The following is a 23,585-nucleotide window of genomic DNA, read 5'->3' as shown; positions in this document are numbered from 1 at the left end:
GGGCTAATATGTTTACTTTTAAGAGTTATTTTTATGAAAAATAAACCATCAGTTAGCATCATCATCAATAACTATAACTACGATCGCTTCTTAGCAGAAGCAATTGATAGTGCCTTAAGCCAAACTTATCCTCATACTGAAGTCATTGTTGTCGATGACGGATCTATAGATAATTCTCGCAATATTATTGCTAGTTACGGCGAGCGTATCATTCCTATTCTGCAAGAAAATGGCAAACAAGCAGCCGCTTTTAATAGTGGATTTGCTATGAGTCAAGGCGAAATTATTATCTTCTTAGACTCTGACGATTATCTTTTGCCTTATACTGTCGAACGCATAGTTTCTATTTGGAAACCACATTTAGCTAAAGTACATTACCGCTTAAATGTAGTTGATACCTTTAGTCAATTTTTAGGATACTCCTGTCCGCAAGGCGCATTATTATCGACTGGCGAGGTATGGCGCAGATTACTAGAAGTTGGTGGTTATGATAGCACGCCTACTAGTGGCAACGCACTCAGTCGCAAAGCACTAGAACAAGTCTTCCCGATTCCCGATGAATATAAGCTAACTGCTGATGATTACTTATCAATTTCAATTCCTTTTTATGGAGAAGTAGCAGCGATTGAAGAACCTTTAGGTGTGTACCGAATTCATAATAGCAATCAGTGGGCTTTAGCTACAGTAACAGGCGATCGCTTTCATAGATTTGTCCGACACGACTTACAAAACTATTCCCTGCTATTACAAAAAGCAAACGAATTAGGATATAAATTACCAAAAGATTTAGAACAACGAGCCATCGGACGGTTATGGTCGCGGATTATTTCCTTACGGTTAGATCCTCAAAATCATCCGATTCCCTTAGATCGACCTCTCTCACTCGTCTATCAGGGAATTCGTTCGCTTTGGAAATACTCGCACTTTAATTGGCAAAAACGATCGATCTACAGTCTCTGGTTTATTTGGGTGGGATTTATGCCTTTAGCTTTAGCAAAACCAGCGATTACTTGGTTATACGCGCCGCATTTTCGCCCCAAAGCGATCGCTTGGATAATTACAAAAATTCAGGCGCAGGCAAATCGGTCGAAGTTATTTAGTAGTAAAGCATAACTATTTATACATAATAAATATTATGAAAACAGTAGATTCTATTCATAGCAAAAAAACAAAATTTAAAACTAACTCTTGTCTGCGAGTTCTTTTTGTCAGCCACGCTTATGTAGTAGGTGTAAATCAGGGAAAACTTCAGGCGATCGCAGAAATTGATGGAATTGAAGTCGGTTTATTGGCTCCTAATAACTGGAAGGCATTGGAATGGAATCGCCGACTTGAACTAGAAAAACCGTACTCAAAAATTCAAGTTTACAGCGCACCCGTGTTGTTTGCTGGTCGTGGCGGCGCTCATATTTACGCACCTTGGCGAGTTTGGCAAGTGCTGAACGATTTTCAACCCGACATAGTACAAGTCGAAGAAGAAGTTTTCTCAATGTGTGCGTTTGAGCTAGCAATTTGGACGCGAATAACAGGCAAGCAATTAGTTGTATTTGGGTGGGAAAATATGGATCGCAACCTACCCAGATTTCGCCGTTGGGTGCGTCAATTTGTACTGAATTCAGCCAGCGCCATTATTGCAGGGAATCATGAAGGAGCCGATTTATTGCGTCATTGGGGATATACAAGAAAGATCGCAATCATACCTCAGATGGGAGTAGACACGAATTTATTCGCGCCGCGATTATCCCAAGGCGATCGCCAAGAGTTTCATATCGGTTTTTTAGGACGATTTGTTGCGGGAAAAGGAATAGACATCTTATTTACTGCTGTTAGTCAACTGCGACAACGGGGTTTCAATTGTCGCGTCATCCTCTGCGGTTCTGGTACGAGTGAAGCAGATTTGCGTCAGGAAGCAGAAAAACAGCAGATTGCTGACTTGGTAATTTGGGAAAAAGCAGTACGACACGAAGCAGCACCGATCGCAATTGCACAATTTGACGTACTCGTACTTCCCTCACGCACGACTCCCACCTGGAAAGAACAGTTCGGTCATGTATTAATTGAAGCAATGGCAATGGGTGTACCTGTTATCGGCTCTACCAGTGGCGAGATTCCTCACGCGATCGGACGATCTGACTTAGTATTTCCAGAAGAAGACGCAGATCGATTAGCAGCAATTTTAGAGCGGCTAATTTGCGACCCAAATTGGCGACAAGAAGTAAAAAATTACTGTTTGAACAGAGTGCAACAGCACTACTCGCACGAACGAATTGCAGCGCGATCGCTTCAACTATGGCAAACATTGAGGGAATGGGGAGTAAGGAATAGGGAGTGGGGAGAGATCGTCGATAACTGATAACTGATAACTGATAAGGGGTTTAAAAATGCGCGTTGCGATCGCACGAACAATGGCTGAATTTAGCATTGATGTCCATACCAACGGTTTAATTTCAGGACTCAAAGCTGTCCGTCCCGATTGGGAAATTATTGAATTAGCACCGCGTTCTTTCGATCGCAATAATTCTTCCTGGTTGCTGAGAGTGCAGAAATATTACGAACGTTTCTGGCGCTATCCTCGTAGAGTTAAACAGCAAACAGCCGATATTTTTCATATTATCGAACCTTGTGATGCTCATCTCGTCTATTGGTTAAAGCAGACTGGTCAACCTGCGATCGTTACTTGTCACGACCTGATTAACTTTTTCTACCGCGATAATCTTAAAGGTTCGGTACAATTACCGCTAGTTAGTAGAAATGCTTGGATCTATGCAGTTAAAGGCATGAAATATGCCGATCGCATCATTGCTGTTTCTAGTGCAACCGCTAAAGATACAACTCAAATATTAAATATTGAGCCAGCGCGTATTAGTGTCATTCCTAACGCTGTTGAAGCCATATTTAGACCTCTGCCTAAAGTAGAAGTTGAGTCATTTCGCGCTCGACAGGGAATTGGCAAGGAAACATTTTGTCTTTTAAATGTTGGTGTAAATCATCCTCGTAAAAATATTTCTAAGATTTTACAAGCAGTAGCGTTTTTAGTTGAAAAAGGATTGCCAATACAATTTTGGAAAGTAGGGTCGGATTTTAACACCGAGCAAAAAGAGTTTATCCAAAGTCATAACTTAACTAAATGGATTAAATATTTTGGAAAACCGGATAAATCGACCTTAATACAGTTATATAATGCTGCTAATGTTCTAATTGCTCCTTCATTACACGAAGGGTTTGGGATCACTATTTTAGAAGCAATGGCTTGCGGTACTCCTGTCATTACTTCTAATGTCTCTGCTATGCCTGAAGTTGTTGGTGATGCTGGGATTTTAGTTAACCCAAACAATCCGATGGAAATTGCAGACGCAGTAATTTGTTTGCAAAAAGATCCAACGTACTACCAAGACCTTGTAAACAAAAGTTTGCATAGAGTTAAGTCATTTACTTGGGAGAAAACAGCAGAGCAAGTAGCTAAGGTTTATGAAGAATTACTAAGTAGCAGGTCGTCCAGTAATCGGATTGTTTCTAGTAATTACTTAAAAATTACAACGGGGAGGAAGTAGTAAAATGATTGCAATGTCTACAAAAGATTTAGTTAGAAGAACATTACCCCCTTCGGCTGTTATTCACTTAATGGCTGCGATGCACTACCGTAAGGGTGAGCCTGAGTTAAAAATACTTAAATCGCTTGTCGATCGCCAGAAAAATAGTATTGACATTGGGGCAAACAAAGGAATTTATACTTATTTTCTAGCTCGGCTTTCGCGCCATGTCTTTGCTTACGAACCCAATCCAGAACTAGCAGAATTTATTCATAAATCGGGTCGTTCCAATGTGAGCGTCTACGCGATCGCTCTTTCCAATCGGTCGGGACAAGCAAATCTATCAATCCCACTTGTCGATAACTTTTTATACGACCAACTTGGAAGCTTAGAAGAAAAAGCTGTTCCTCAAGGTAGTAAAACATATCAAGTTCCATTAAAAACACTTGACGAGCAAGGTCATCCAAACGTCGGTTTTATCAAAATTGACGTAGAAGGGCATGAAGCAGCTACAATTGATGGAGCCAAAAATTTATTGATAACTCAACGCCCAAATCTTCTAGTTGAAATCGAACAAAAACATCATCCAGATCGCGATATTTCTGAGATATTTGCGAAAATTCTAGCTTTAGGTTACAAAGGTTTCTTCTTGCTAGATGGAGAGCTTAAGAGTTTAGATAACTTTTCTCTCAAAAAACACCAAAACATCGAAAATTATGCCGGGTTATCCTCACTAGGAAAAACCTATATCTGCAACTTTATTTTCCAGCCTTCCCAAAGTTAGTTAACGAAAAATTTTATAACCTTACTCCCGCACCCGACCATGAAAATATTAATATCTGCATACTCCTGCGAACCAGGTATGGGTTCAGAGCCTGGTATCGGTTGGAATATCGTTCGCGAGGCTGCCAAATATCACGAAGTTTGGGTACTCACTCGACCTGATGAAAGCCAGAATGAGATTGAGGCAGAACTAGCACGCAACCCCATCCCCAATCTTCACTTTATTTATTTCACTCTTCCCTTTTGGTACGATAGCCGTCGATGGGGACACTCTGGCGGAATGCAATTGCATTATTACTTATGGCAAATTCAAGCATATTTTGTGGCTCGTCGCCTACATCAGAAAATTGGCTTTGACCTGACGCACCATGTGACTTTTATGAAGTATTGCAATCCTTGCTTTCTATCTTTGCTACCATCCCCCTTCATCTGGGGACCAGTAGGAGGTGGAGAGTCTGCGCCAAATACCTTCTGGGAAGATTTTAGTTGGAAAGCCAAAATTTACGAAATTACCCGCAGCTTAATTCGCAAGTTGGGAGAGATAGATCCCTTCGTACATCTGACTACCAAAAAGAGTACTGTAGTTAGAGCAACAACTAAAGATACAGCCGAGCGGCTGTATAAAATAGGCGCAAAGCAGGTACAAATCTTGCCAGGGTTCGGATTACCTGAAGAAGATATGGCGCTTCTGACTCAATATGAAATACCTGACGAGACACCAGTAAGGTTTATCAGTATCGGTAGGCTTTTACACTGGAAAGGCTTTCATCTGGGACTGCGTGCCTTTGCTCAAGCAAATTTACCCAATACAGAGTACTGGATTGTTGGAGAAGGACCGGAATGCGATCGCCTGCAAATTCTAGCACGAGATTTGGGTATCGATCGCAAAGTAAAATTCTGGGGTAAATTACCGCGTGAAAAAGCTTTAGACCTCTTAAGAGATTGCCACGTATTAGTTCATCCCAGTTTGCATGATTCTGGAGGATGGGTATGTATGGAAGCAATGGCAGCAGGTCGTCCCGTTCTCTGTTTGGATTTAGGAGGTCCAGCAATTCAAGTTACAAATGAAACTGGTTTTAAGGTTCCAGCTCTCGAACCATATCAAGCTGTACGCGACCTCGCAGCAAGTATGATTCACTTAGTTAAAGATCCAGAACTGAGAATTAGTATGGGTCTTGCTGCACGGAACCGAGTCAGTCAAAACTATAGCTGGAACGCTGTCGGCGAAGATTTGAACAAGCTTTATGCAGAAGTCAAGCGTCAGAAGCCAGGAGCCAGAATGACTAAATAGCTCCTAAAATCCTATGTCTCTTAGAGTCACGTCTGATACATGGCAATACATATTTAAGGGAGCATCTCGATATGCATATTCTCATTGCTGCTTTACACAGACCTTCCAAACCAACTGGTGTTTGCAGACACGCCGCAAATTTAGCTCAATGCTTAGCTGATACAAAAGAGGTCACTAAAGTAACTTTGATAGTAGGAGCATGGCAAAAGCATTATTTTAAAACTTTTTTTAACTCCAAAAAAATTAATTTGATCGAAATAGATATTGAGAATAGTGCGTTGGCAAGAAATATGTGGTTTTTATTTGGTTTGCCAAAATTGGCTAACCGTCTCTTGCCTGACTTAGTTTATATGTCATTTCCTTTCCCCTTTGTAAGAACGCTGTTCTCATCTCCTGTGATTTCTACGATTCACGATCTATATCCCTATGAAAAACCTGAAGTTTTTGGATATCCAAATGCAATTTTTAACCGTTTATTTCTGAAGCAATGTATAACAAATAGCGACGGTCTAGTTTGCGTATCTAAATCTACTGCAAACAGCCTGAAATTATATTTTCCAAATCTTCATCTACGCAAACTAGTAACTGTTATTTATAACTACGTGAGTTTGGAAGGCTTAAAATCTAATTCGTCAATTCACTTACCAATTAGCGATCGCGATTCTTTTCTATTGAGTATTGCGCAACATCGAAGCAATAAAAATATCAACCTAGCAATTCAAGCTTTTTGGTTGTTAATTAAAAACAAGTATTTAAAAAATACGACTAAACTAGTCATTGTGGGCAACAATGGACCTGAAACTGAAAAAATTCAGCAGTTAATTAATCGACTCTCCCTTCAAGAACTGGTATTACTGCTTGATTCTATCGAAGATAATGAATTATGTTGGCTGTATCAAAATTGTGAAATGTTTATTGCCCCTTCGTCGCAAGAAGGTTTTTGTTTGCCTCTAGCAGAAGCTATGCATTTTTCTTGTAAAATAGTTTGCTCTGACATTCCAATATTTAGAGAGATTGGTTCCTTTAACTGTACTTACTTTGACTTGCAAGGAGATCCAGTAAAAAATCTTTCTCAAGCAATGATTAATGCTTTAGAAAAACCTCTCAGTCAAACTGCAAAAGATTTGCGTTTTTCTAAATCAGATGTAGCCGCTCGTTATCTGAAATTTTATGCTGCGATCGCTAGAAAGAGTCCATTACGTGTTGGTATTTTGCAACGAGTGCAAACTAGTTTTGATAAAATCAGTACCGATAACCAAAATCAATCTACATCGAAAGTTAAAAAGTTTAACCAATAAGATAGGTGAACGTAGATATTTATCGTAAAAAAAGGCAGAAGGTAGAAACAAAATAAATTTGCTCTTTAATTATGTCCGAATACTTAACTCCTAACATTTAGCGGAGGGAACTGAATAGATGCAACCCTTACCTCAAAAAATGGATTTAGCGATCGGCACTAGAACTATAGCAAAAAAGAAGTATATTATTAAGAGTTCAACTCTGATATTTTTTGCCTTTGCTACTGCTTTTTATTCTCGAATTTTTTGTACGATAACTCGCGCTCCTTCATTTCTCAATTTTTTTCATTTTTTGACAGTTGGGTTTGCGCTTGCAGTGGTGCTAGTCACTAACCGCAGTAAAGATCGTAAACAAATTGCGATCGCCAGTTTGCTTTCATCTGCTATTCTGGTTCTGCTGGGAGCTATGCTTGTCAGCGCGCTTGTCAACAACGCAGGTTTTATCAATGTAGTTTTTAACTTTTTAATTCTGGCTGAGCCATATCTATTCCTACTAGCAATAGTTTGTATTCCCCTATCATCTGCCAGCATTAAAAAAATTAGAAATTGGACGTTAATTTCAGCTTTGATTAACTTTTTGTTAGCTGAAATTCAGAAACCTTTATTAAGTGCTGGCTTACTATTTGCAGCAAATGGAATGGATGAAACGGATGGCGTTCAAGGAGTTTTCTTTGCAACAGGAGCAGGCGGTTATGTCTCCACTGCCGTTTCCGTAAGTGCTGCTTTATATTTCTTGCTTTTTTTTAAAACAGCTCCCCTCTGGCTACGAATACTTAGCTTAATTGGTGCAGTTCATCAGATATTGATTGCAGATACAAAACAGGTAATTTTAACTTCAGCATTAGCTTGGATGTTGTTAGGTTTAAGCCAAACTCGAAATATTAAAAAGTTTTTAATGTATGCAACCTGTATCGTTCTCGCGATCGCCGCTTTTATCTGGGCTGCATATAATCTAGAAGCTTTTGAGGTTTACAAATATTGGTTTTCTAGATCCGATATATATGAGAATTCTGAGACTGGCGGACTTGCCGTTAAAATGCAAGGAATTCATATGGTACTTGCCCACTGGCGATCGCCCTTAAATTGGTTATTTGGGCTTGGACCAGGGCATACGCTTGGCAGATTAGGAGGATGGTCAATTCGAGAATATTGGCACTTATTAAGCCCGCTAGGAGCTTCCAATCCTCCTCTATATGACGACATCTGGAAGTTTATCAATGGGAATTGGATTGCTTTGACAACAACCTTGTATGTTCCTTTATTCAGTTGGGCAGGAATTTGGGGAGATTTAGGTTGGTTTGGGCTAGGAACTTATTTGTATCTTGGCTTCATTGTATGGCGCAATCTTTGCTTAGATGATTTCAGTAGGTTTCTCGTACTTACTGTAGTAGTTTACGGTTTTTTTCTGACTCAAATGGAGGAACCAGGTTTTATGCTCACTATTGCTCTTTTAATCGGTCTACGATGGCATGAAAACAGAAAAATAGCGTTAAAAATTGAATAAAAAAACAACTATTTTATCAAAGTTTTGACGCTAATACTCGCTTATTTCTACTAACGTTAAAGCTTGTCCAAGGTCTTACAAACAACATACATCAAACAAATTTACAAGGTTTAAAGATCGTGACAAAAAATAATTCTCAGAAATCGAATCTTATGGATCGAGTCAAAGCCCACAATTCACAAACTAGAAAATATCGCCATACAAGCTGGATGAGAAAGTTGGCAATTTTTTTGACAATGGGTTTCCCAGATCAAAAATACTTAGGAGCTTTTTACATACCCCTACTATTTCAATTAGTTCCACAAAAATACCGGAGAAATCTAGCTTTAAATTTAATTGCGATTAGTCCTCATTATTTTGGACAGCATAGAAAAAGCATTCAAAACATATCTCGTCAAAATTTTTTAGAAACCGAACACAAAAGGATGGTTAACGATAGACAGTCTATGGTTGAAAGGGCTGTGAAACCATACATAAACCAGGAAATGACCGTACTAGATCATGGCTGTGGACCTGGATACCTGGCTCAAGCAGCTGCACAATATTGCCGTAGAGTTATAGCCGTAGATATTTCCGCAGGCGTTATCGCTTGTGCCAAAGAAATTAACTCTCAACCGAACATTACATATTTGACTGAAAATAAGAGCGATCGCTTATCTCAAGTTGGTGACTCTAGTATAGACTTTATCTACTCTTTTGCTGTCATGCTACACGTTACCGATGACGTATGCGAACAACTCTTAAAAGAGTTTTTTAGAGTTCTAAAACCTCAAGGAAGAGTCATTTGCGAATTTCGTTTAGAATCGCCAGAAAATAAGAACTTAGCGATCGAAGGGAGCGGAAAGAAAAAATCTCTCTTTCAAAGAGTACTAGATAAGTATACTCTTCGCGTAGTCAATCGACCTTTGGAAAAAATTGAACGATTTATGCAAAACTCGGGTTTTGAAATCGTCTCATTTAGCGAAAATCCTGGTTACAGCAACGGTTACTACACGTTCGTATTAAAATCAACTCAATTCGCTAAAGTTTCTGACATCACCGTTTCAGTCTAGAGCCAGCTTTCCAAATTTTAGCGCCCCGTTCGTATGCCCCGATATCGGGGGCGCTACCCACAAACCCATCTGTCACCCCAGTAATTGTCATGCCTGCATCGATCGCGGGCGAACCAGATTGTAAGGTAAAATCTGGGATAGATTTTGAATCTGTTGTAGTAGCTTTGGTGAACTTTGGATCGGTTGACTGAAATAAATTGTGAGACTGCTGGCTGGCAGTTATACTCGTCGAACTCCGCAAAATATTGTTGCGCGCTTCAACAGTTTTATCTGTATATATTGAACCGAGAAACGTATTGTTAAAAATCCGATTGTATCCGCGTGGACTACCTGCGACTAGATAAAAGCTATCTTTGCCCCCTGTAATATTCCATACAACATTGTGATGAATCGTACTGTTGTAGCTTTCAATATCTAAATAGATGCCTCGCGTGCCCCAAAACGGACTGAATGCTTGAGTATCTCGAATCCAATTGTGGTGAATAGCTCCGCCTGCAAGATTGACATAGCAACAGATATAGATTGCCCCTAAGTCGGTACTCAACATGCCAAAGCGAGAAATATCGTTGTAAGCAATATCGATTTTGTTACCATCGAAACCTGCGGTATGCCAATCAAAACTGATGGCATCGCGTCCAGCTGCTTCGATTGTATTGTAAGTAATCCGGTGACCAGTACCGTTGATGCGGACTGGGGCGGCGTAAGATGCCATATAATTGCTGTTAGCAATAATATTATTTGTCACTCTATGTCCAGTACCTTCTAACAATACGCCATTGCCAGAACTCCATTCTACAACTGAGTTTTTCAGCGTATGCTTGCTACCCCGTAACTGTATACCAGTGTCGTGTGCGTGAGATGCAACGATTAAACCATCATCAGAATTAGGTGCTTGCTCGGACTTCGGCAATGGTGGTAGGGTCATGTGGTGCGATACGTACTTAGCACGGATGCCATCAATCACGACACCTTGACTCGCATTGCTGGTGGTCACTGTACTGGCAAAAAGCTTCAAATTACGTAGTACGATATAAGAGCGATCGCCCAGATCGAAAGCAAAGTTACGCTGCTTTACCTCTACTGAGTTAGGACTCGTACCACCAAGAGTCCAAAGATAGAGGGCGCGATCGCTACCATCATAAAACCATTCGCCTTCACTATCGAGCAACCCCAACTTGCCAACTAGATAGAACCAATATCCACCTCGATCCCAAGGGGCAGTCATTTGTGCTGTCAGCTTTCCCGCCGTACCACCCGTTATCGTCCCGGTGCGAGTGACATACCAATCATTCGTCCATACTGTAGCACCAGCCCAACCCTCTGCTAAATTGGGAATTTCAGCGTTTTCTACGATCGCCGCATTACCACCCTGGCTTCTGACACCACCACCCGCCAGTTTCGGACGCAACGGATCTCTTCCCGTGTTGGGCCACCGCGCTTCTGGCATCATCTCGCCATTGACAAACACTTGATTGGCAAAAAAGCCCGTATCGTTATATCTATTTGTGGGTAAAGACGCATTCGCACGGAAAATAGAACCGCGAAACACCTGCCATCCCTCAACCGGATTCGCACCGGAGATCGTTACGTCCTCTTTGTTGTACGCTGCAAATGTTATCGGTGTAGTCGATGATGTCCCTGAATTTGCGGGGCGAATTGTTTCGCGATAAATTCCAGCTCTTAATAAGCAGGAGTCACCAGGCTGAGCGACATTAGCACACTTTTGCACTGTTTGAAATGGGCGCTCCAACGTACCGGGATTATTATCTGAGCCTTTTGAGGCGACGAAATACTCGCGAGCAACATTCGCAGCATCAAGTGGCGAACTACTGAGTAAATATCCATGCGGATTATCAGAGCGATCCGAGGCAGATATACTGAAGCTGATAAGAATACCAGTGGCAAACAATAAAATTCTCAACTTATTCATGCGATCGCCCGTAAAGCCATAGCTCGGAGTACATTTATGTTGAAATGGCTGAAAGTTAGTGCCATCGTATTCACGGAATACTTGAGTGCTGGATAAATTTTTGATTGTTTTAACTAGGTGGTGCAAATACAAGTACGGGTAAAGAGTGAGGGATTATAAACGAAAAACTTTTCCCTCAATGCTGATTACCCAAGGAGTACCATTCGGTTCGACTGCTATGCCAGTAGCAGCACCAGGGAGTGTCGTCCACTTAGAACCTTGGCGTGAAAGTATTTCAAAACCACCAGCACCAGCTGACTTGCAACCTAGTATCCAAGCTGAGCCATTTTCTCCTACTCCAATCTCCTTTGCACAACCGGAAACTTGTTGCCAACTGTCGCCACTACGTTTGTAAATCTGCCCGCTGGAATTGACAATCCAAGGAGTACCATTCGGTTCGACTGCTATGCGTGCAGCAGCGCCTTCAACTCGATTCCATTGGGAACCTTGCCATGAAAGAATTTCAAAATCCTTAGCTCCAGATTGCTTGCAACCTAATACCCAAACAGAGTCATTTCCTACTGCAATATCTCTCGCACAACCTGCAACTTGTTCCCATCCATTGTTACCGTTGCCTTTGTAGATTTGTCCGCCTGAGTTAGTTATCCAAGGAATACCATTTGGTGCGACTGCTATGTCGCTACCAAAACCTGGAATCATATCCCACTTAGAACCGTTCCAGGTAAATAAGTAAAAATCCCCCGATTCGTTTGCTTTAGCGCAACTTACCATCCAAACAGAGCTATTATTGCCCACGCCAAGATCTTTTGCACACACTCCGGGAAATTGCTTCTGTACTGACGTTGCTCGATCTGCACATTGAGTCGTTACAGATGCTAAACATGACAAAACAATGATTTTAAAAATCGTTCGTCCCAGTTGAAAACGCATAGATGGTTAATTGAATTGTATGATTTGTATGGCGGAAAAATTTGCTATTTCGATCGCATCTTCATAGATCTATCATCAGATACTTGTCCTTGCAGAAGAAAAAAAATAAGAGATATTTTATAATCGATTCCTAGTCGAGTGTTTCGATCGCCATAGCTCCGATCGCAGTTGTTACAGATAAGATCGAGAGAGAACGCGATCGCACTCAATTAAAACTCAAAATGACAAATTTGCGGCAATCAAACTCTAAAATTAATCATTTTCAGGCGATTGGCAAAAAATTAACGCGCGTCTTGCGGATTAGCGCTACCTTACTCACCTCATATTACGCTTATATGTTGGAATATCGGGCAGAGCTATTTTTATGGGCTTTGTCTGGTAGCCTACCGCTGATCTTAATGGGGGTATGGACGCAAGCAGCCCAAAGCGGACAATTCGGCTTATCGCCTATAGACTTTGCCCGTTACTTCCTCACAGTATTTCTGATCCGACAGTTTACTGTGGTGTGGGTCATTTGGGAATTTGAGAAAGAAGTCGTCGAGGGACGGCTATCTCCCCGCTTGCTTCAACCTTTAGATCCGGTATGGCATCATGTATTTTCTCATATCTCTGAAAGATTTGCTCGCTTACCATTTGCGATCGCCCTGGTCGGTTTGTTTTTCTTCCTATATCCCCAAGCGTTTTGGATACCAAGTTTAGGTAGTTCGATCTTATTTATAATTGCCGTTCTGCTGGCTTTTACTCTGCGGTTTCTAATCCAATATACTTTTGCTTTGTTTGCTTTTTGGACGGAAAGAGCAAATGCAATTGAAAATTTCTGGTTTCTATTTTATCTGTTTTTCTCGGGTCTAATTGCACCTTTAGAGACGTTTCCGCCAATTGTGCGCAATATTGTTCTATGGACTCCTTTTCCCTATCTGATTCATTTTCCTACTTCCTTAATCGTGGGTTTACCAGAAAATGTAGGGCGGGGTTTTTTAATTACAGTAGGTTGGTGCGCGCTATTTTTCGGCTTAAATCGTTGGTTGTGGCGACGGGGGTTAAAGCAGTATTCTGGGATGGGAGCTTAAGAGATTATGTCGCGCAAAGTCACCAAGATTGCTTTGCGCCTTTACGTGAGATTAATTAAAAGACTTGCTTTTCGTGTAGAACTACTAGAAGATGTAGGACGGCGATCGCATTTATCCAATTTATGACCGATATCCCTCAGCCAGGGCAAATATCACCAAATTTTACTGCTATCAACCAGGATGAGTAATTTAGTTAGTTTAGCCGATTTTGCCGGACAATGGCTGGTACTTTACTTTTACCCTAAAGATGATACGCCTGGGTGTACGACGGAAGCAAAGGATTTTAGCGAGTATACGCAGGAGTTTAGCAACCTGGGAGCGAAGGTTGTCGGCGTGAGTGTTGATTCTCAACAGTCTCACTGCAAGTTTATTGCCAAACATAATTTGTCAATTATACTTCTGAGCGACCCCGAACATCAGGTTGCTGATGCTTATGGGGCGTGGCGATTGAAAAAGTTTATGGGGAAAGAGTATATGGGTGTCGAACGTTCTACTTTTGCGATCGCACCTGATGGAACTATCGCTCATACTTGGGCAAAAGTCAAAGCCAAAGGTCACGCGATCGCCGTTCTCAATCGTCTGCAAGAATTAACGATTTGACTTCTCCCTGGTCTGAAGACACAGGGATTCTAAACTGATGCTACGTGGTGGGTTGAAACCACACCACTTCGCTTCTGTTTAACTGACCAGAGACGTATTCTCTGGGGGGCAGTCAAAGACCCCCTACCGATTCCACTTAGGTCTAACCCAAGTGTTACCGCTACTTTGCGAATAATATTTGCTGCCGCTTGAGCATCACAATTGACATACCAATTATTAGCCGTTCGGTACAATCCGCGCTTAACTCGCTTTCCTGACGCTCTCCAGTTTGTGGGTTTTTCACCACGTTTGGGGAGAGTGTCATTATCCAAAAACGAAGCGGCGGAAGTATTGGCCTCCTCAGTCTCTACAAATTTAATTCCGTATTGTTGACATAACTGACTAACCCTTTTTTTGAGTTTTGCGGTCGGAATTTGCACAAAAGATTGAGTCGATTTGCCTAGTTTAACTTCTTGTCTTTGTCCCTGATTCCAGCCAAATACTACTGTGCCGATGCGATTTTCAATACAGTGATTAATAACTAACCTAGCTGCCTTATTTATCGCGTCCCTCATTTGTCGATTGCGTTTTTCAGTTATTGCGGCAAGACGATTAGACCAAAAGCCTTGAGATTTGTTTTCTTTAAGTGTAGAAACTTGTTTGTTGTACCAACGATTCAGCGATTTAACGTGCCTACCATCAACAATAAAACTAGTACCAACGTTAGAAACACAAGTCAACCAATTGCTTAAGCCAGGGTCAATACCTAGCACGTTATTTGAGTCTACATCCACCTCAATAATATTAGTTTTGTAGATAAACTCAACATAAAAACAGCGGTTTCTTGGCAGTATTCGCAGTTCTTTGATATCGGCAAAGTTCAGGTTTGACGGCATCGGCACGAAGAAACAATCCAGCCCAAACCAGCACTTAACTTGCTTTCCCAACGGGATTCTGATTTGGTTGTCTACCAACTTGAGTGCTTGCTTGGGATAAGAGACGAGCGCAAAACCTCCCGACTTACGATATTTAGGCGGTTTGGGCTTGTCTACTATTTTCCCTCGATTGAAAGCTTGTTTTAACTTTTTGAATGATTCGAATGATTCAGATACAGACCTTAACACTTGTTGGGCTGCTTGCGAGTGCAGTGCCTTGAAATGTTTGTTGGTCTTATATTCTGCTTCTAAATCATACTTACCAAGGAACTTTTTAGTTTTAAAGTAGATTTGACGGGCATAATATATGCCACAATTAATCAAAGAGTTAGCGGTTTTGCAGACGAACTCAAGAATCGCTTCTAGTTCATTTTCTGGGTGCAATAAAATCTGTTGGTATCCGTACAAACGCATCATCTCCTAGTTAATTAATATACAACAAAGTGAGAGCTTTAAATATTAAGATATGCTCAAGGCAGACGGATGGTTAAAACCATCCATCGCTTTTCATCCCAGTCTCTAAAGAGACTGGGATGAAAAGCGTTCCGACTCTCTCGGTAAGGGAACACACACTCATTCCAATTAAGATATGTTAAGCTTGGCTCGAACCCTCAGCCTTCCCGGACGATGACCATGCTAGCAGCGATTCTCTACGATCTCGACGGTACGATTGTCAATACCGATCCACTGCACTTTCGCATATGGCAAGCACTCTTGAAAGAGCATGGTATAGAGATTGATGAAGAGTTCTATAAAAATCGCATGAGTGGCAGGCTGAATCCATTTATCGTGCGAGATTTATTTCCAGAATTCTCTTCTGAAGAGGTGATAAAATTTAGCGATCGCAAAGAAGCAGAGTTTCGCGAACTAGCAGCAGAATTGACACCAATACCGGGACTGTTAGAAGTGATTGCTTGGGCTGATGAAAGAGGAATCAAACAAGCCGTAGTCACAAATGCTCCTCCAGAAAACGCTAAGCACATGTTGAGCGTTTTGAACTTAGAACACAGATTCGAGCGGGTGTTTGTCTCGCAAGAAATCGGCATGGCAAAACCCGATCCTGGACCCTATCTCTACGCACTGGCTTACTTTGGCTTAAATGCTCAACAAGCACTTGTATTTGAAGACTCCCCTTCTGGCATTCGTTCCGCTGTGGGTGCGGGAATATCTACAGTAGGAATCGCCTCCTCTCAGACACCAAGCGAACTGTACGATCTGGGTGTTATGCTTGCCATTCCTGACTTTAAGGACTCGCAATTATGGAAACTGTTGGGTAAGTCGGGAGTCGGGAGTCGGAGAGTGGGAGTCGGGGAAGAGAGCTGAAGGGAGCAATTTAAAATTTAAAGTTCAAAATTCACGCACCATGCACCACTAATACCTCACTAAACTACCGCAGACTCTAACATTTGAATTGTTCCTTTTGCAGCATTGATTTCAACTTCTAAACCCATTGGTAGTGTCAATATAGTGTCAATGTGACCGATCGCCGCACCATACCAAGCGGGAATTTTTAATGGTTGAATGTGGTTCCAAACAACTTCCTCTAGAGTTAGAGAACCATAATCGGCATCTGGAGTACAGTTAGGACATTGCCCAAATATAAAACCTGCTAGTTTATCGAAGATTCCAGCTAATTTTAACTGTGTCATCATGCGATCGAGTCGATAAATATTTTCGCCAATATCTTCTAAAAATAAAATCGCTCCGTTTAGATTCGGCAAGTAGGGCGAACCGACAATTGCCGATAGTACAGATAGATTTCCTCCCAATAACCTACCTTTAGCACGACCAGAATTAATCGTTTGTATTCGATATTTGACTTGCATTAAACGATCTGTATCGCTGCCATCTTTGAAGTTTTTAAACTCTAAAGATTCACCTGCAAATAATATGCGTCGAAAATAATCTGTTTGCTCTGCATTCCAAGAAGAAAAGCCATTTGGTCCATGAAAAGTGACTAGATTAGTTCGAGCTGTAATCCCTAAAATTAGAGCAGTAATATCGCTAAACCCAATAATAATTTTGGGATTTTTCCAAATTAATTCGTAATCTAAATATGGTAAAATTCTGCTAGAACCCCAGCCACCTGTAATAGGCAAAAGTGCAGCAACTTTAGGGTCGGCAAAAAACTGATTTACATCAGCAGCGCGATCGCGGTCTTGTCCAGCAAGATAACCATAGCGATCCAAGACATGAGGTGCAAGTTTCGGTTCTAACCCCAATCCTCTCACAGCATCGCGGACAATATCTAAATTTTCTCGCACAAATGTCGCCCCAGCAGGGCTAATAATTCCGACAACGGAGCCGGGTTTTAGTCTTGCAGGTTTGATGATGCGGGAGTCGGGAGTCGGAAGTCGGGAGTCGTAAGTAATTTTGCTTCCTTGTCTCCCTTGTCTTCCTTGTCTCCCTTGTCCAAGTACGGGTGTAGACATAGCACCAATACCAGCAATAGCGATCGCGCTTCTGAGAAAATGACGGCGTGGGAACATTGAGCTTAGCGATTTGGCGTACCAGCTAGCCGAGCAAAAGCACTCTCGACATCTGGGGGTAATTGACGCATAATTTTACCCTTTTCGCGATCGACTGCTACTAATATGACTCTTGCCGTTACATACAATTCTTGACTGTCGGGAGATTGAATTTGATAATCCCAATTGATCCGCACGCCTTCCATATCCGCCATGCGAGTTCTAACTACAGCATCCATCCCCATTTTGATCGGACGGTGGTAGCGTACTGCAATTTCTACTACGGGTAAGTCGCAACCCAAAGCGACTAAGTCAGCAAAATTAATCCCAATCGATCGCAAGCATTCTACCCGCGCTTCTTCCATCCAGGCTATGTACGAACCATGCCAAGCGTTACCACCATAATCTGTGTGATGTGGCTGCGCTCGGACTGGATATTCAAACCAATCGGTAAAGGCTACATTAGGTAGGTTGGTTGGGGACTGTTCTGGTGCTTGACTCACTTATACTTCATCGGTAATAGGTCATAGGTAATGGGTAACAGGGATAGTTAATGGTTAATGGTTGATAGTTGATAGCAACTAACTACCAACTATCAACTACCAACTACCAATTACCAACTACCATCTGCCATCATACTTTAACAAATGTCCACTCCAAACTTTTCATCGGTGCGGTTTGTAATTGCTCTGTCAGTTCGGCATTACTACCAAATTGTAGTTGGGAAAGGTATGAGGCTTCTACGTTGACAGTAAACTCCTTATCTTCAAAGCACCAAGGAGTAACGGTAACTTTGCCATCCTGCAACTGAATAATATCGTAGCGATCGCCATCTGGTCCTTTCCCAATTTCTAATGCGCGTTCGTCTACTGGTAATTGACGATTACAGAGAATTAATGAAAGGCGATCGCACCACTGAAAAAAGGCATAAGCTTCTTCAGCATCTTTCTGACTAATTTTAAGTTCTTTTCTATATTGTTTTTGTAGCTCTAACTGTTCGTCAAGAAACTCATCGAGTTCCGATGACTCTCCCCGTTTTCCTTCATTCAAAAAACTAGTATGCATAGAAGTTAGCATTGTCACCCACCGTCCCCGATAGCGTGCGTTGGAAATGTGCTGTTTCAGCTTGGGTAGATGAGTACTAGTATCGAGAGTAAAGTCTAACGGCGCGCCAGCTGGGGTGAGATTGTTTTCTTCCCATTCTTTTTCTAAATCGTCGTGGTGGGAAATTGCAGCTATAGTTTCGTAAATCCGAGGTGGGAAATCCTTACGTCGCCAATGTCCGGCAATTTGTGCTGCAAGTAGCGCATGAGCGCGATGATAAATAACTTCCCAACCTGTTTCAGTTTGATTAGCAATCATATATCAGTTATCAGTTTCATTGAGCTGTATTTAATTTCCCTCAAGGCAGAGAGTAAAAAGTGAATGGTGGATAAACATCTAAGAGTTACACCATTTGGTTACTGGTCACTAGTCACTGTTCGCTGGTTTAATCCCCACCTAATTCGACAATCTTGCCAATATTAAAATCTATCCTGATCCAGCCTTTAAGCCTGCGGAGATTGTCTAACAGCAAGAGGGGAATTTGCCAATGGTGTACCATCAAAAACGGCAACGGATCGTCGATCGCGAAAATTGCATCCTTCCCACGCAAGATGTTTTTGCACCAGGTCTGCAATTGTGGAAAAGAGCGAATTCCAGTGAGCCGCCAGAGTTCGTGATAAGTCCAATAAGTAGGCTTGCTGGTCGATAAGGGTTGCAACGGATATATTGTAGGGGCGGGTTCACCCGAAATATTGTTGATGAACGAAGAATTCAATAAACCCGCCCTCGACGTAGAGGTATTACATGTAACGTCTCTACAAAATGCATCGGCTACCCCTGGATGATTATAAAACATTGTAATTGCTGAGTGGGTGCGGGGGTTGCACTCGATCGCGTAAACGTTTCCATCCTCAGCTTGAATAAAGTCAAAAGAAGCTTGTCCGGTAATTCCTAATTCTTTGACAAAATGACGCACCCATGCAAGTATTTCTGGCTTGTCAACGTTTTCATAATTGACTTGAAAAGCCGAAGACTCGCAACAGCAGTGCATTCTTAATTCCCCATTGCGGACGGTACTGTGGGTGCAGTATTCCTGTCCTGGGATAAATTCTTGCATAATCCAGGGTTTTTCAGGACTAATTGGCAGACTATTGACAAAAGCTGCTGTTTCTGCTGGAGTAGCACATGGTAGCTTAGTTAAGTTTAAGCGACGTACCGAGTCGTAGGGAATGCTTTTGAGGATATATGGACGTTCCGCATCGGAAAAGTCAAAGTTAATGACTTGTTCTGGATTGGTAATTTTGAAAGATTTGGGGACAGATAAACCGAGCGATCGCGCTTTCTCGGCAAACTCATACTTATCGTCTAACATCTGCGTTACCTCTGCATCGAAGTGAAACACCTCGCAGCAGCCAGATAAAACTGATTTAGCCACAGAGTCATAGTAGCTGGCGACGGGACTACAGACGGGAACGTAGACATCGATATTTTCTTGTTTGGCGATCGCCAGCAATGCTTGTGAATAGGCTTCCGGGTCTTTTTCCGGCGCGGGAACGGTATAAAAGCGATCGACGGCGTTAGAAAATCGATGTCCGGTCAACCAATATTTATGAGTTTCTACCAACACCACCCGATGTCCGACCATATGAAACGAACGGGCAAGTTGCAGGGCTTTGGTCATCTTCCCCCCCGTCAGCATGATGTTTTTGGGGTGAGATACAGGTAAGATGCCCCGGTCACGAAACGGCTTGCTGACGAGATTCCACAATAACGCTGTCAAAACAACGATACAGTTGAAAGGAAAGGCGATCGCGAGTAGAAGTAGCGTTCCCAGATTTTGGAATACTGCAAATATCTGCATGGTAGGGGTAATAGATTGTGGTAAAAGCATGGCAGTGCCATGCTTTTACCGATTTATATGCGCCGAATAATCGTCAAACCATCGCGTAGCGGTAGCAAAACCTGTTCCACGCGGGGGTCAGCAGCTACGATGCGGTTAAATTGGGCGATCGCTTCTCCGTTCGGGGTGCGCTGGTCGGGTGGCAGGTATGGTTGCCCTTGCAACAAGGTGTTATCGACGCAGATAAATCCTCCAGAGGGTACTAAATCTGCATCTAGCAAGAGGTGGAAATAATCTACGTACTCCTTCTTATCGGCATCGATAAATACCAAGTCAAACGACTCTTTCGCGGCTGCCAGTTTTTGCAATGTTTCCATAGCTGGGGCTACTTCCACAGAAATTTTGCGTCCGTGGGGAGATGCTTGAAAGCAGTCGATCGCAAAGTCTGCCACGTATCGATCCACTTCACAAGCTACCAAGCGTCCGTCTTCTGGTAAAGCCTCTGCCATCGCTAATGCAGAGTAACCCGTGAACATTCCAACTTCCAAAATACTTTTGGCTTTGGTCATGTGAACGAACATTTTTAATGTTTGTCCTTCCAGATGTCCAGACAGCATTTCCTGTTCTAACTGGCGGACTGTTTCCTGGTCAGAAAATCGTTTTTCCCAAGGTTCAGCACAGGTTTTTTTTGCTAGTGCGGCGAGGGCAGCAGATTCTTCGGTAGAAACGGCTTCGATATATGGATCGATGCCTGCGGCGAGTTGCCACACCTGCTGAATTTTGGCAGCTACCTCTAAAGAAATGTTTTGTTCTTTTGCTACTAACTCTAGGATTTGTTGCAACTGCTGCACTAGAATCCCCAAGGGCGTAACTGGTCTTGCCGTATTTTCTTTCTGAGGTGCGATCGTCATGGTCTATACGCTCCCTACGAGTTCGGGTTCTTGTACCATGTAAGCATCAACACCGTCGCCACCGCGAGGATATGTCGCGCATAGTTGCTTGTGTTCGGCTAAAGCAGCATTCAATTCTTCCCGCGTCAGGTCGTTGACGAAGAAGCAAGTACCAATAGGCTTGGGCATTGCGGCGCGTAGTTTGCCGTCTCTGGTTTGCATAATTGACTCAGTTGCCTGCCAGAGAAGATCGCCTTCTAGTAGGGGATGGTCGAGGGCTAAGCCGATCCGACTCATTAAACCAAGGATGCGATCGCGATCTTGGGTGGAAATATAGCCGCGTTTTGCTGCAAGAGTGGCGGAGAATGCCATGTCAATATTCACAGCATGACCGTGGAAAATTGGTACGTTAGGGGCGAGTTCTAAAGTCGGACTCCAGGTATGACCGTAGGCAATGACGCGATCGAGGTCGATTTCGTGCAGGTTCGGAGTTTCCAACTCGATCATCGTTTTGATCGATTCGTAATTGACTTTGTAGGCAATTTCCTGAAGTTCTGGTGTTGCATCCACATAACCGAAGTGAGTTTGCAGCAGTTGTTCGCCGTACTTCTCTAGTAAATTGAAGACTTCAGCGTTAGCAACTACGGCAATTTTTACCAGTTCTGCCATACCGTTACGCACTTGGGCTGTAGGTAGGGTGCGCAAGAAAGAAAAGTCAAGGATGACCTGTTTAGGTGCGTGGTAAGCACCCAAGCGGTTTTTCAGTTTCTTATGGTTGACTGCAACTTTAATTGCTACCCCAGCATCGATCAGACCGATTAAGGTTGTCGGAACACGGATGAAGTTAGAGTTACGACGATAAGCAGCACAGGCAAAACCAGCTACATCTGTGACTAATCCACCACCAACAACCAAAACTGGTTCTTTGCGGACTAAGCCGAACTCGGCAAATGCATCGATAATTGTCTCGAAGGTCGCGATCGTCTTATTCGGTTCGGTGATGGTGATGGGGAATACGGTCAGATCGATGTTGTAATGCTGAAAGTAAGCTTCAATTTGTTCGCCATACAATCGATAAACAGTGGCATCGATGACGGTTAAACAGCGTCCGTATTTTTGATATTGGTCGGCAATTTCACGGTTGCTAATGTCAAAAGCACCATTAATGCAGAGGAGGCTGAATTCAATCTTTTCGTAGCCTTCAACGTGAAAAGCTGTTTCAGTCGCCGTGAACTTTGCTTGTACTTCGCTCATGAATTTTACCTGTGTGAATTAGTCCAACAAAAATTAGCGACTTGCATGTAGCGCCGCAAGACCAAGTAGATGCAAAAGAAGATCTGCGAAAGCACATTGGATATAGTAGTAAATACTTACCCAATTTTTGACTTCACTTGTTTCTATTGCCTCTAACGACTCGCCACCGTGTTTGGAGATGCGATGACAGAAAGCCTAATAAGTTCGCGTTAATTAGGGTGGCGATCGCAAAGTTTGCGCTAAACGCTACACTACTCCTTCGGAGAAGCAAGCTACGTGAACGCTAACGCAATTTCTGCACGCCCTTTACTCTCAGCTACACATTCATAGCTGGCACTGCTCTTATTAGGTCAAAAAATACATTACTAAAAGCCAAATTAGTTATCTCCTAGTGTGTTCCCCGCTCTGAATCCAGAGGGCAGAAAAGGAGGAAAAAACTAACATCGGCAGATTTCTATTGCGCTTTGAGAGCCAAATGCCTCTTACAATACATTAGCAGCAAGTAAATATTATTTGCAATCCTTGACAAAAACAAACCTTTATAGGAGACAAAAATTTGTCGCAATTAAACATTGCTTAAACTGTCACTCGGAATCGCTTATCTTACTGCTATTACCTTATATTTTGCCGAATCTGCGATCGCGGTTGACAATCTACACAAAACACTGAAATCTCCGACCTTTGACAAGCCTAAATGCTTGGTTTTGAAGTATTTTTACTAATGAGAATAGCGGCTATGGCTATCAAACTACCTCTTTCATCTCCAGGTTTCCATTTGAGATTGCAACCGTAATTAACTTTCTGCTCTGGATTTAGAGGAGATCGATTCAGTTCAACATTGGGCTTGTATTGCAAGTTTTGCTCCCTTATGGACTTTGCCACACTTAAGGCGATCGCAGCTATGCCAAGGCACTCGCGTGCTTGAGTCTATTTACGTTACATCACAAAAGTAAACTGAAGCCGAAATTTCTGTCCTCAGTCCAAAGTAGGAGTTGTATTTACTGTCAAAAAATTGACGGCGATCGCCACGATCGTTCATACAACACTACCTGCGTATTCTATCAAACTCAGCAATTATTTACAATAGTTTACATGAAATTGAGAGGCGATCGCCAAATATTTTCTCTATATTTTATTGACTAATTTCAGCACACAATTTATTACTTTTATAACTATAGATAGATGTA

19 protein-coding genes and 1 pseudogene are annotated in these 23,585 nt (G+C 42.2%); 11 read left to right on the top strand and 9 right to left on the bottom strand.

The features are described 5' to 3' along the window. The first annotated feature begins 33 nt into the window (after window positions 1-33). The 8 genes from DSM107010_RS15160 to DSM107010_RS38455 all read left to right on the top strand — a co-directional run bounded on the left by DSM107010_RS15160 (window position 34) and on the right by DSM107010_RS38455 (window position 9,458). Window positions 34-1,113 carry a glycosyltransferase family 2 protein gene (locus tag DSM107010_RS15160; protein ID WP_106166151.1) on the top strand — a complete coding sequence of 360 codons (1,080 nt, stop codon included), beginning with the start codon at window positions 34-36 and terminating at the stop codon, window positions 1,111-1,113. 22 nt (window positions 1,114-1,135) lie between these two features. Next, on the top strand, window positions 1,136-2,353 hold the full coding sequence (locus tag DSM107010_RS15155) for a glycosyltransferase (protein ID WP_106166150.1): 1,218 nt from the start codon (window positions 1,136-1,138) through the stop codon (window positions 2,351-2,353). A 28-nt stretch (window positions 2,354-2,381) separates the two neighbouring features. Continuing rightward, entirely contained in the window at window positions 2,382-3,551 is a 1,170-nt protein-coding gene (locus DSM107010_RS15150) for a glycosyltransferase family 4 protein (protein WP_106166149.1), read from the top strand. A gap of 4 nt (window positions 3,552-3,555) precedes the next feature. Next, window positions 3,556-4,314, top strand: coding sequence for an FkbM family methyltransferase (locus tag DSM107010_RS15145; RefSeq protein ID WP_106166148.1), 759 nt, complete (start codon window positions 3,556-3,558; stop codon window positions 4,312-4,314). 39 nt (window positions 4,315-4,353) lie between these two features. Further along, entirely contained in the window at window positions 4,354-5,604 is a 1,251-nt protein-coding gene (locus DSM107010_RS15140) for a glycosyltransferase family 4 protein (RefSeq protein ID WP_106166147.1), read from the top strand. Between the two features lie 71 nt (window positions 5,605-5,675). Next, on the top strand, window positions 5,676-6,902 hold the full coding sequence (locus DSM107010_RS15135; RefSeq protein WP_127023294.1) for a glycosyltransferase family 4 protein: 1,227 nt from the start codon (window positions 5,676-5,678) through the stop codon (window positions 6,900-6,902). Between the two features lie 118 nt (window positions 6,903-7,020). Further along, window positions 7,021-8,406: a hypothetical protein gene (locus DSM107010_RS15130; protein WP_106166145.1), complete on the top strand. Its 1,386-nt coding sequence runs from the start codon at window positions 7,021-7,023 to the stop codon at window positions 8,404-8,406. A 152-nt stretch (window positions 8,407-8,558) separates the two neighbouring features. Then, a complete protein-coding gene (locus tag DSM107010_RS38455) occupies window positions 8,559-9,458 on the top strand; it encodes a class I SAM-dependent methyltransferase (protein ID WP_106166144.1) in 900 nt (299 codons plus the stop codon). Here DSM107010_RS38455 and DSM107010_RS15120 read toward each other — a convergent pair. Next, the gene (locus tag DSM107010_RS15120; RefSeq protein ID WP_127023288.1) at window positions 9,442-11,514 is read right to left on the bottom strand and encodes a right-handed parallel beta-helix repeat-containing protein; all 2,073 of its coding nucleotides are present in this window, start codon (window positions 11,512-11,514) and stop codon (window positions 9,442-9,444) included. The two genes, DSM107010_RS38455 and DSM107010_RS15120, sit on opposite strands and share 17 nt — an antisense overlap. Before the next feature lie 27 nt (window positions 11,515-11,541). Beyond that, complete coding sequence (locus DSM107010_RS15115) at window positions 11,542-12,318, bottom strand: tectonin domain-containing protein (protein WP_106166142.1); 777 nt, start codon at window positions 12,316-12,318, stop codon at window positions 11,542-11,544. 335 nt (window positions 12,319-12,653) lie between these two features. Here DSM107010_RS15115 and DSM107010_RS15110 point away from each other — a divergent pair, with 335 nt between their 5' ends. Then, window positions 12,654-13,388, top strand: coding sequence for an ABC transporter permease (locus DSM107010_RS15110; RefSeq protein WP_373425452.1), 735 nt, complete (start codon window positions 12,654-12,656; stop codon window positions 13,386-13,388). A gap of 122 nt (window positions 13,389-13,510) precedes the next feature. Beyond that, window positions 13,511-13,988, top strand: a pseudogene (gene bcp, locus DSM107010_RS15105) (thioredoxin-dependent thiol peroxidase). Between the two features lie 29 nt (window positions 13,989-14,017). Here the strand turns inward: bcp and DSM107010_RS15100 are convergent. Then, window positions 14,018-15,310, bottom strand: a complete 1,293-nt coding sequence (locus DSM107010_RS15100) for an RNA-guided endonuclease InsQ/TnpB family protein (RefSeq protein WP_373425482.1) — start codon at window positions 15,308-15,310, stop codon at window positions 14,018-14,020. Between the two features lie 225 nt (window positions 15,311-15,535). Between DSM107010_RS15100 and DSM107010_RS15095 the strand changes: the two genes are divergently transcribed. Beyond that, a complete protein-coding gene (locus tag DSM107010_RS15095) occupies window positions 15,536-16,225 on the top strand; it encodes an HAD family hydrolase (RefSeq protein ID WP_106168521.1) in 690 nt (229 codons plus the stop codon). 59 nt (window positions 16,226-16,284) lie between these two features. Here the strand turns inward: DSM107010_RS15095 and DSM107010_RS15090 are convergent, their stop codons facing one another. The 6 genes from DSM107010_RS15090 to DSM107010_RS15065 form a co-directional block, all read right to left on the bottom strand. After that, the gene (locus DSM107010_RS15090; RefSeq protein ID WP_106168520.1) at window positions 16,285-17,391 is read right to left on the bottom strand and encodes a S66 peptidase family protein; all 1,107 of its coding nucleotides are present in this window, start codon (window positions 17,389-17,391) and stop codon (window positions 16,285-16,287) included. A 5-nt stretch (window positions 17,392-17,396) separates the two neighbouring features. After that, window positions 17,397-17,873, bottom strand: a complete 477-nt coding sequence (locus DSM107010_RS15085; RefSeq protein WP_015152878.1) for an acyl-CoA thioesterase — start codon at window positions 17,871-17,873, stop codon at window positions 17,397-17,399. 130 nt (window positions 17,874-18,003) lie between these two features. Continuing rightward, complete coding sequence (locus DSM107010_RS15080; protein ID WP_015152877.1) at window positions 18,004-18,732, bottom strand: DUF3891 family protein; 729 nt, start codon at window positions 18,730-18,732, stop codon at window positions 18,004-18,006. 127 nt (window positions 18,733-18,859) lie between these two features. Continuing rightward, window positions 18,860-20,305 (bottom strand): ATP-grasp domain-containing protein, encoded by a 1,446-nt coding sequence (locus DSM107010_RS15075; protein ID WP_106168519.1) that lies wholly within the window; start codon window positions 20,303-20,305, stop codon window positions 18,860-18,862. Window positions 20,306-20,328: 23 nt separating this feature from the next. Continuing rightward, window positions 20,329-21,165, bottom strand: a complete 837-nt coding sequence (locus DSM107010_RS15070) for an O-methyltransferase (protein ID WP_106168518.1) — start codon at window positions 21,163-21,165, stop codon at window positions 20,329-20,331. 3 nt (window positions 21,166-21,168) lie between these two features. Then, window positions 21,169-22,398, bottom strand: a complete 1,230-nt coding sequence (locus tag DSM107010_RS15065; protein WP_127023285.1) for a sedoheptulose 7-phosphate cyclase — start codon at window positions 22,396-22,398, stop codon at window positions 21,169-21,171. Window positions 22,399-23,585: the final 1,187 nt, after the last annotated feature.

This window comes from Chroococcidiopsis cubana SAG 39.79 (assembly GCF_003991895.1).
Classification (GTDB): Bacteria; Cyanobacteriota; Cyanobacteriia; order Cyanobacteriales; family Chroococcidiopsidaceae; genus Chroococcidiopsis; species Chroococcidiopsis thermalis.
This window is presented reverse-complemented; position numbering and strand designations above follow the sequence as displayed.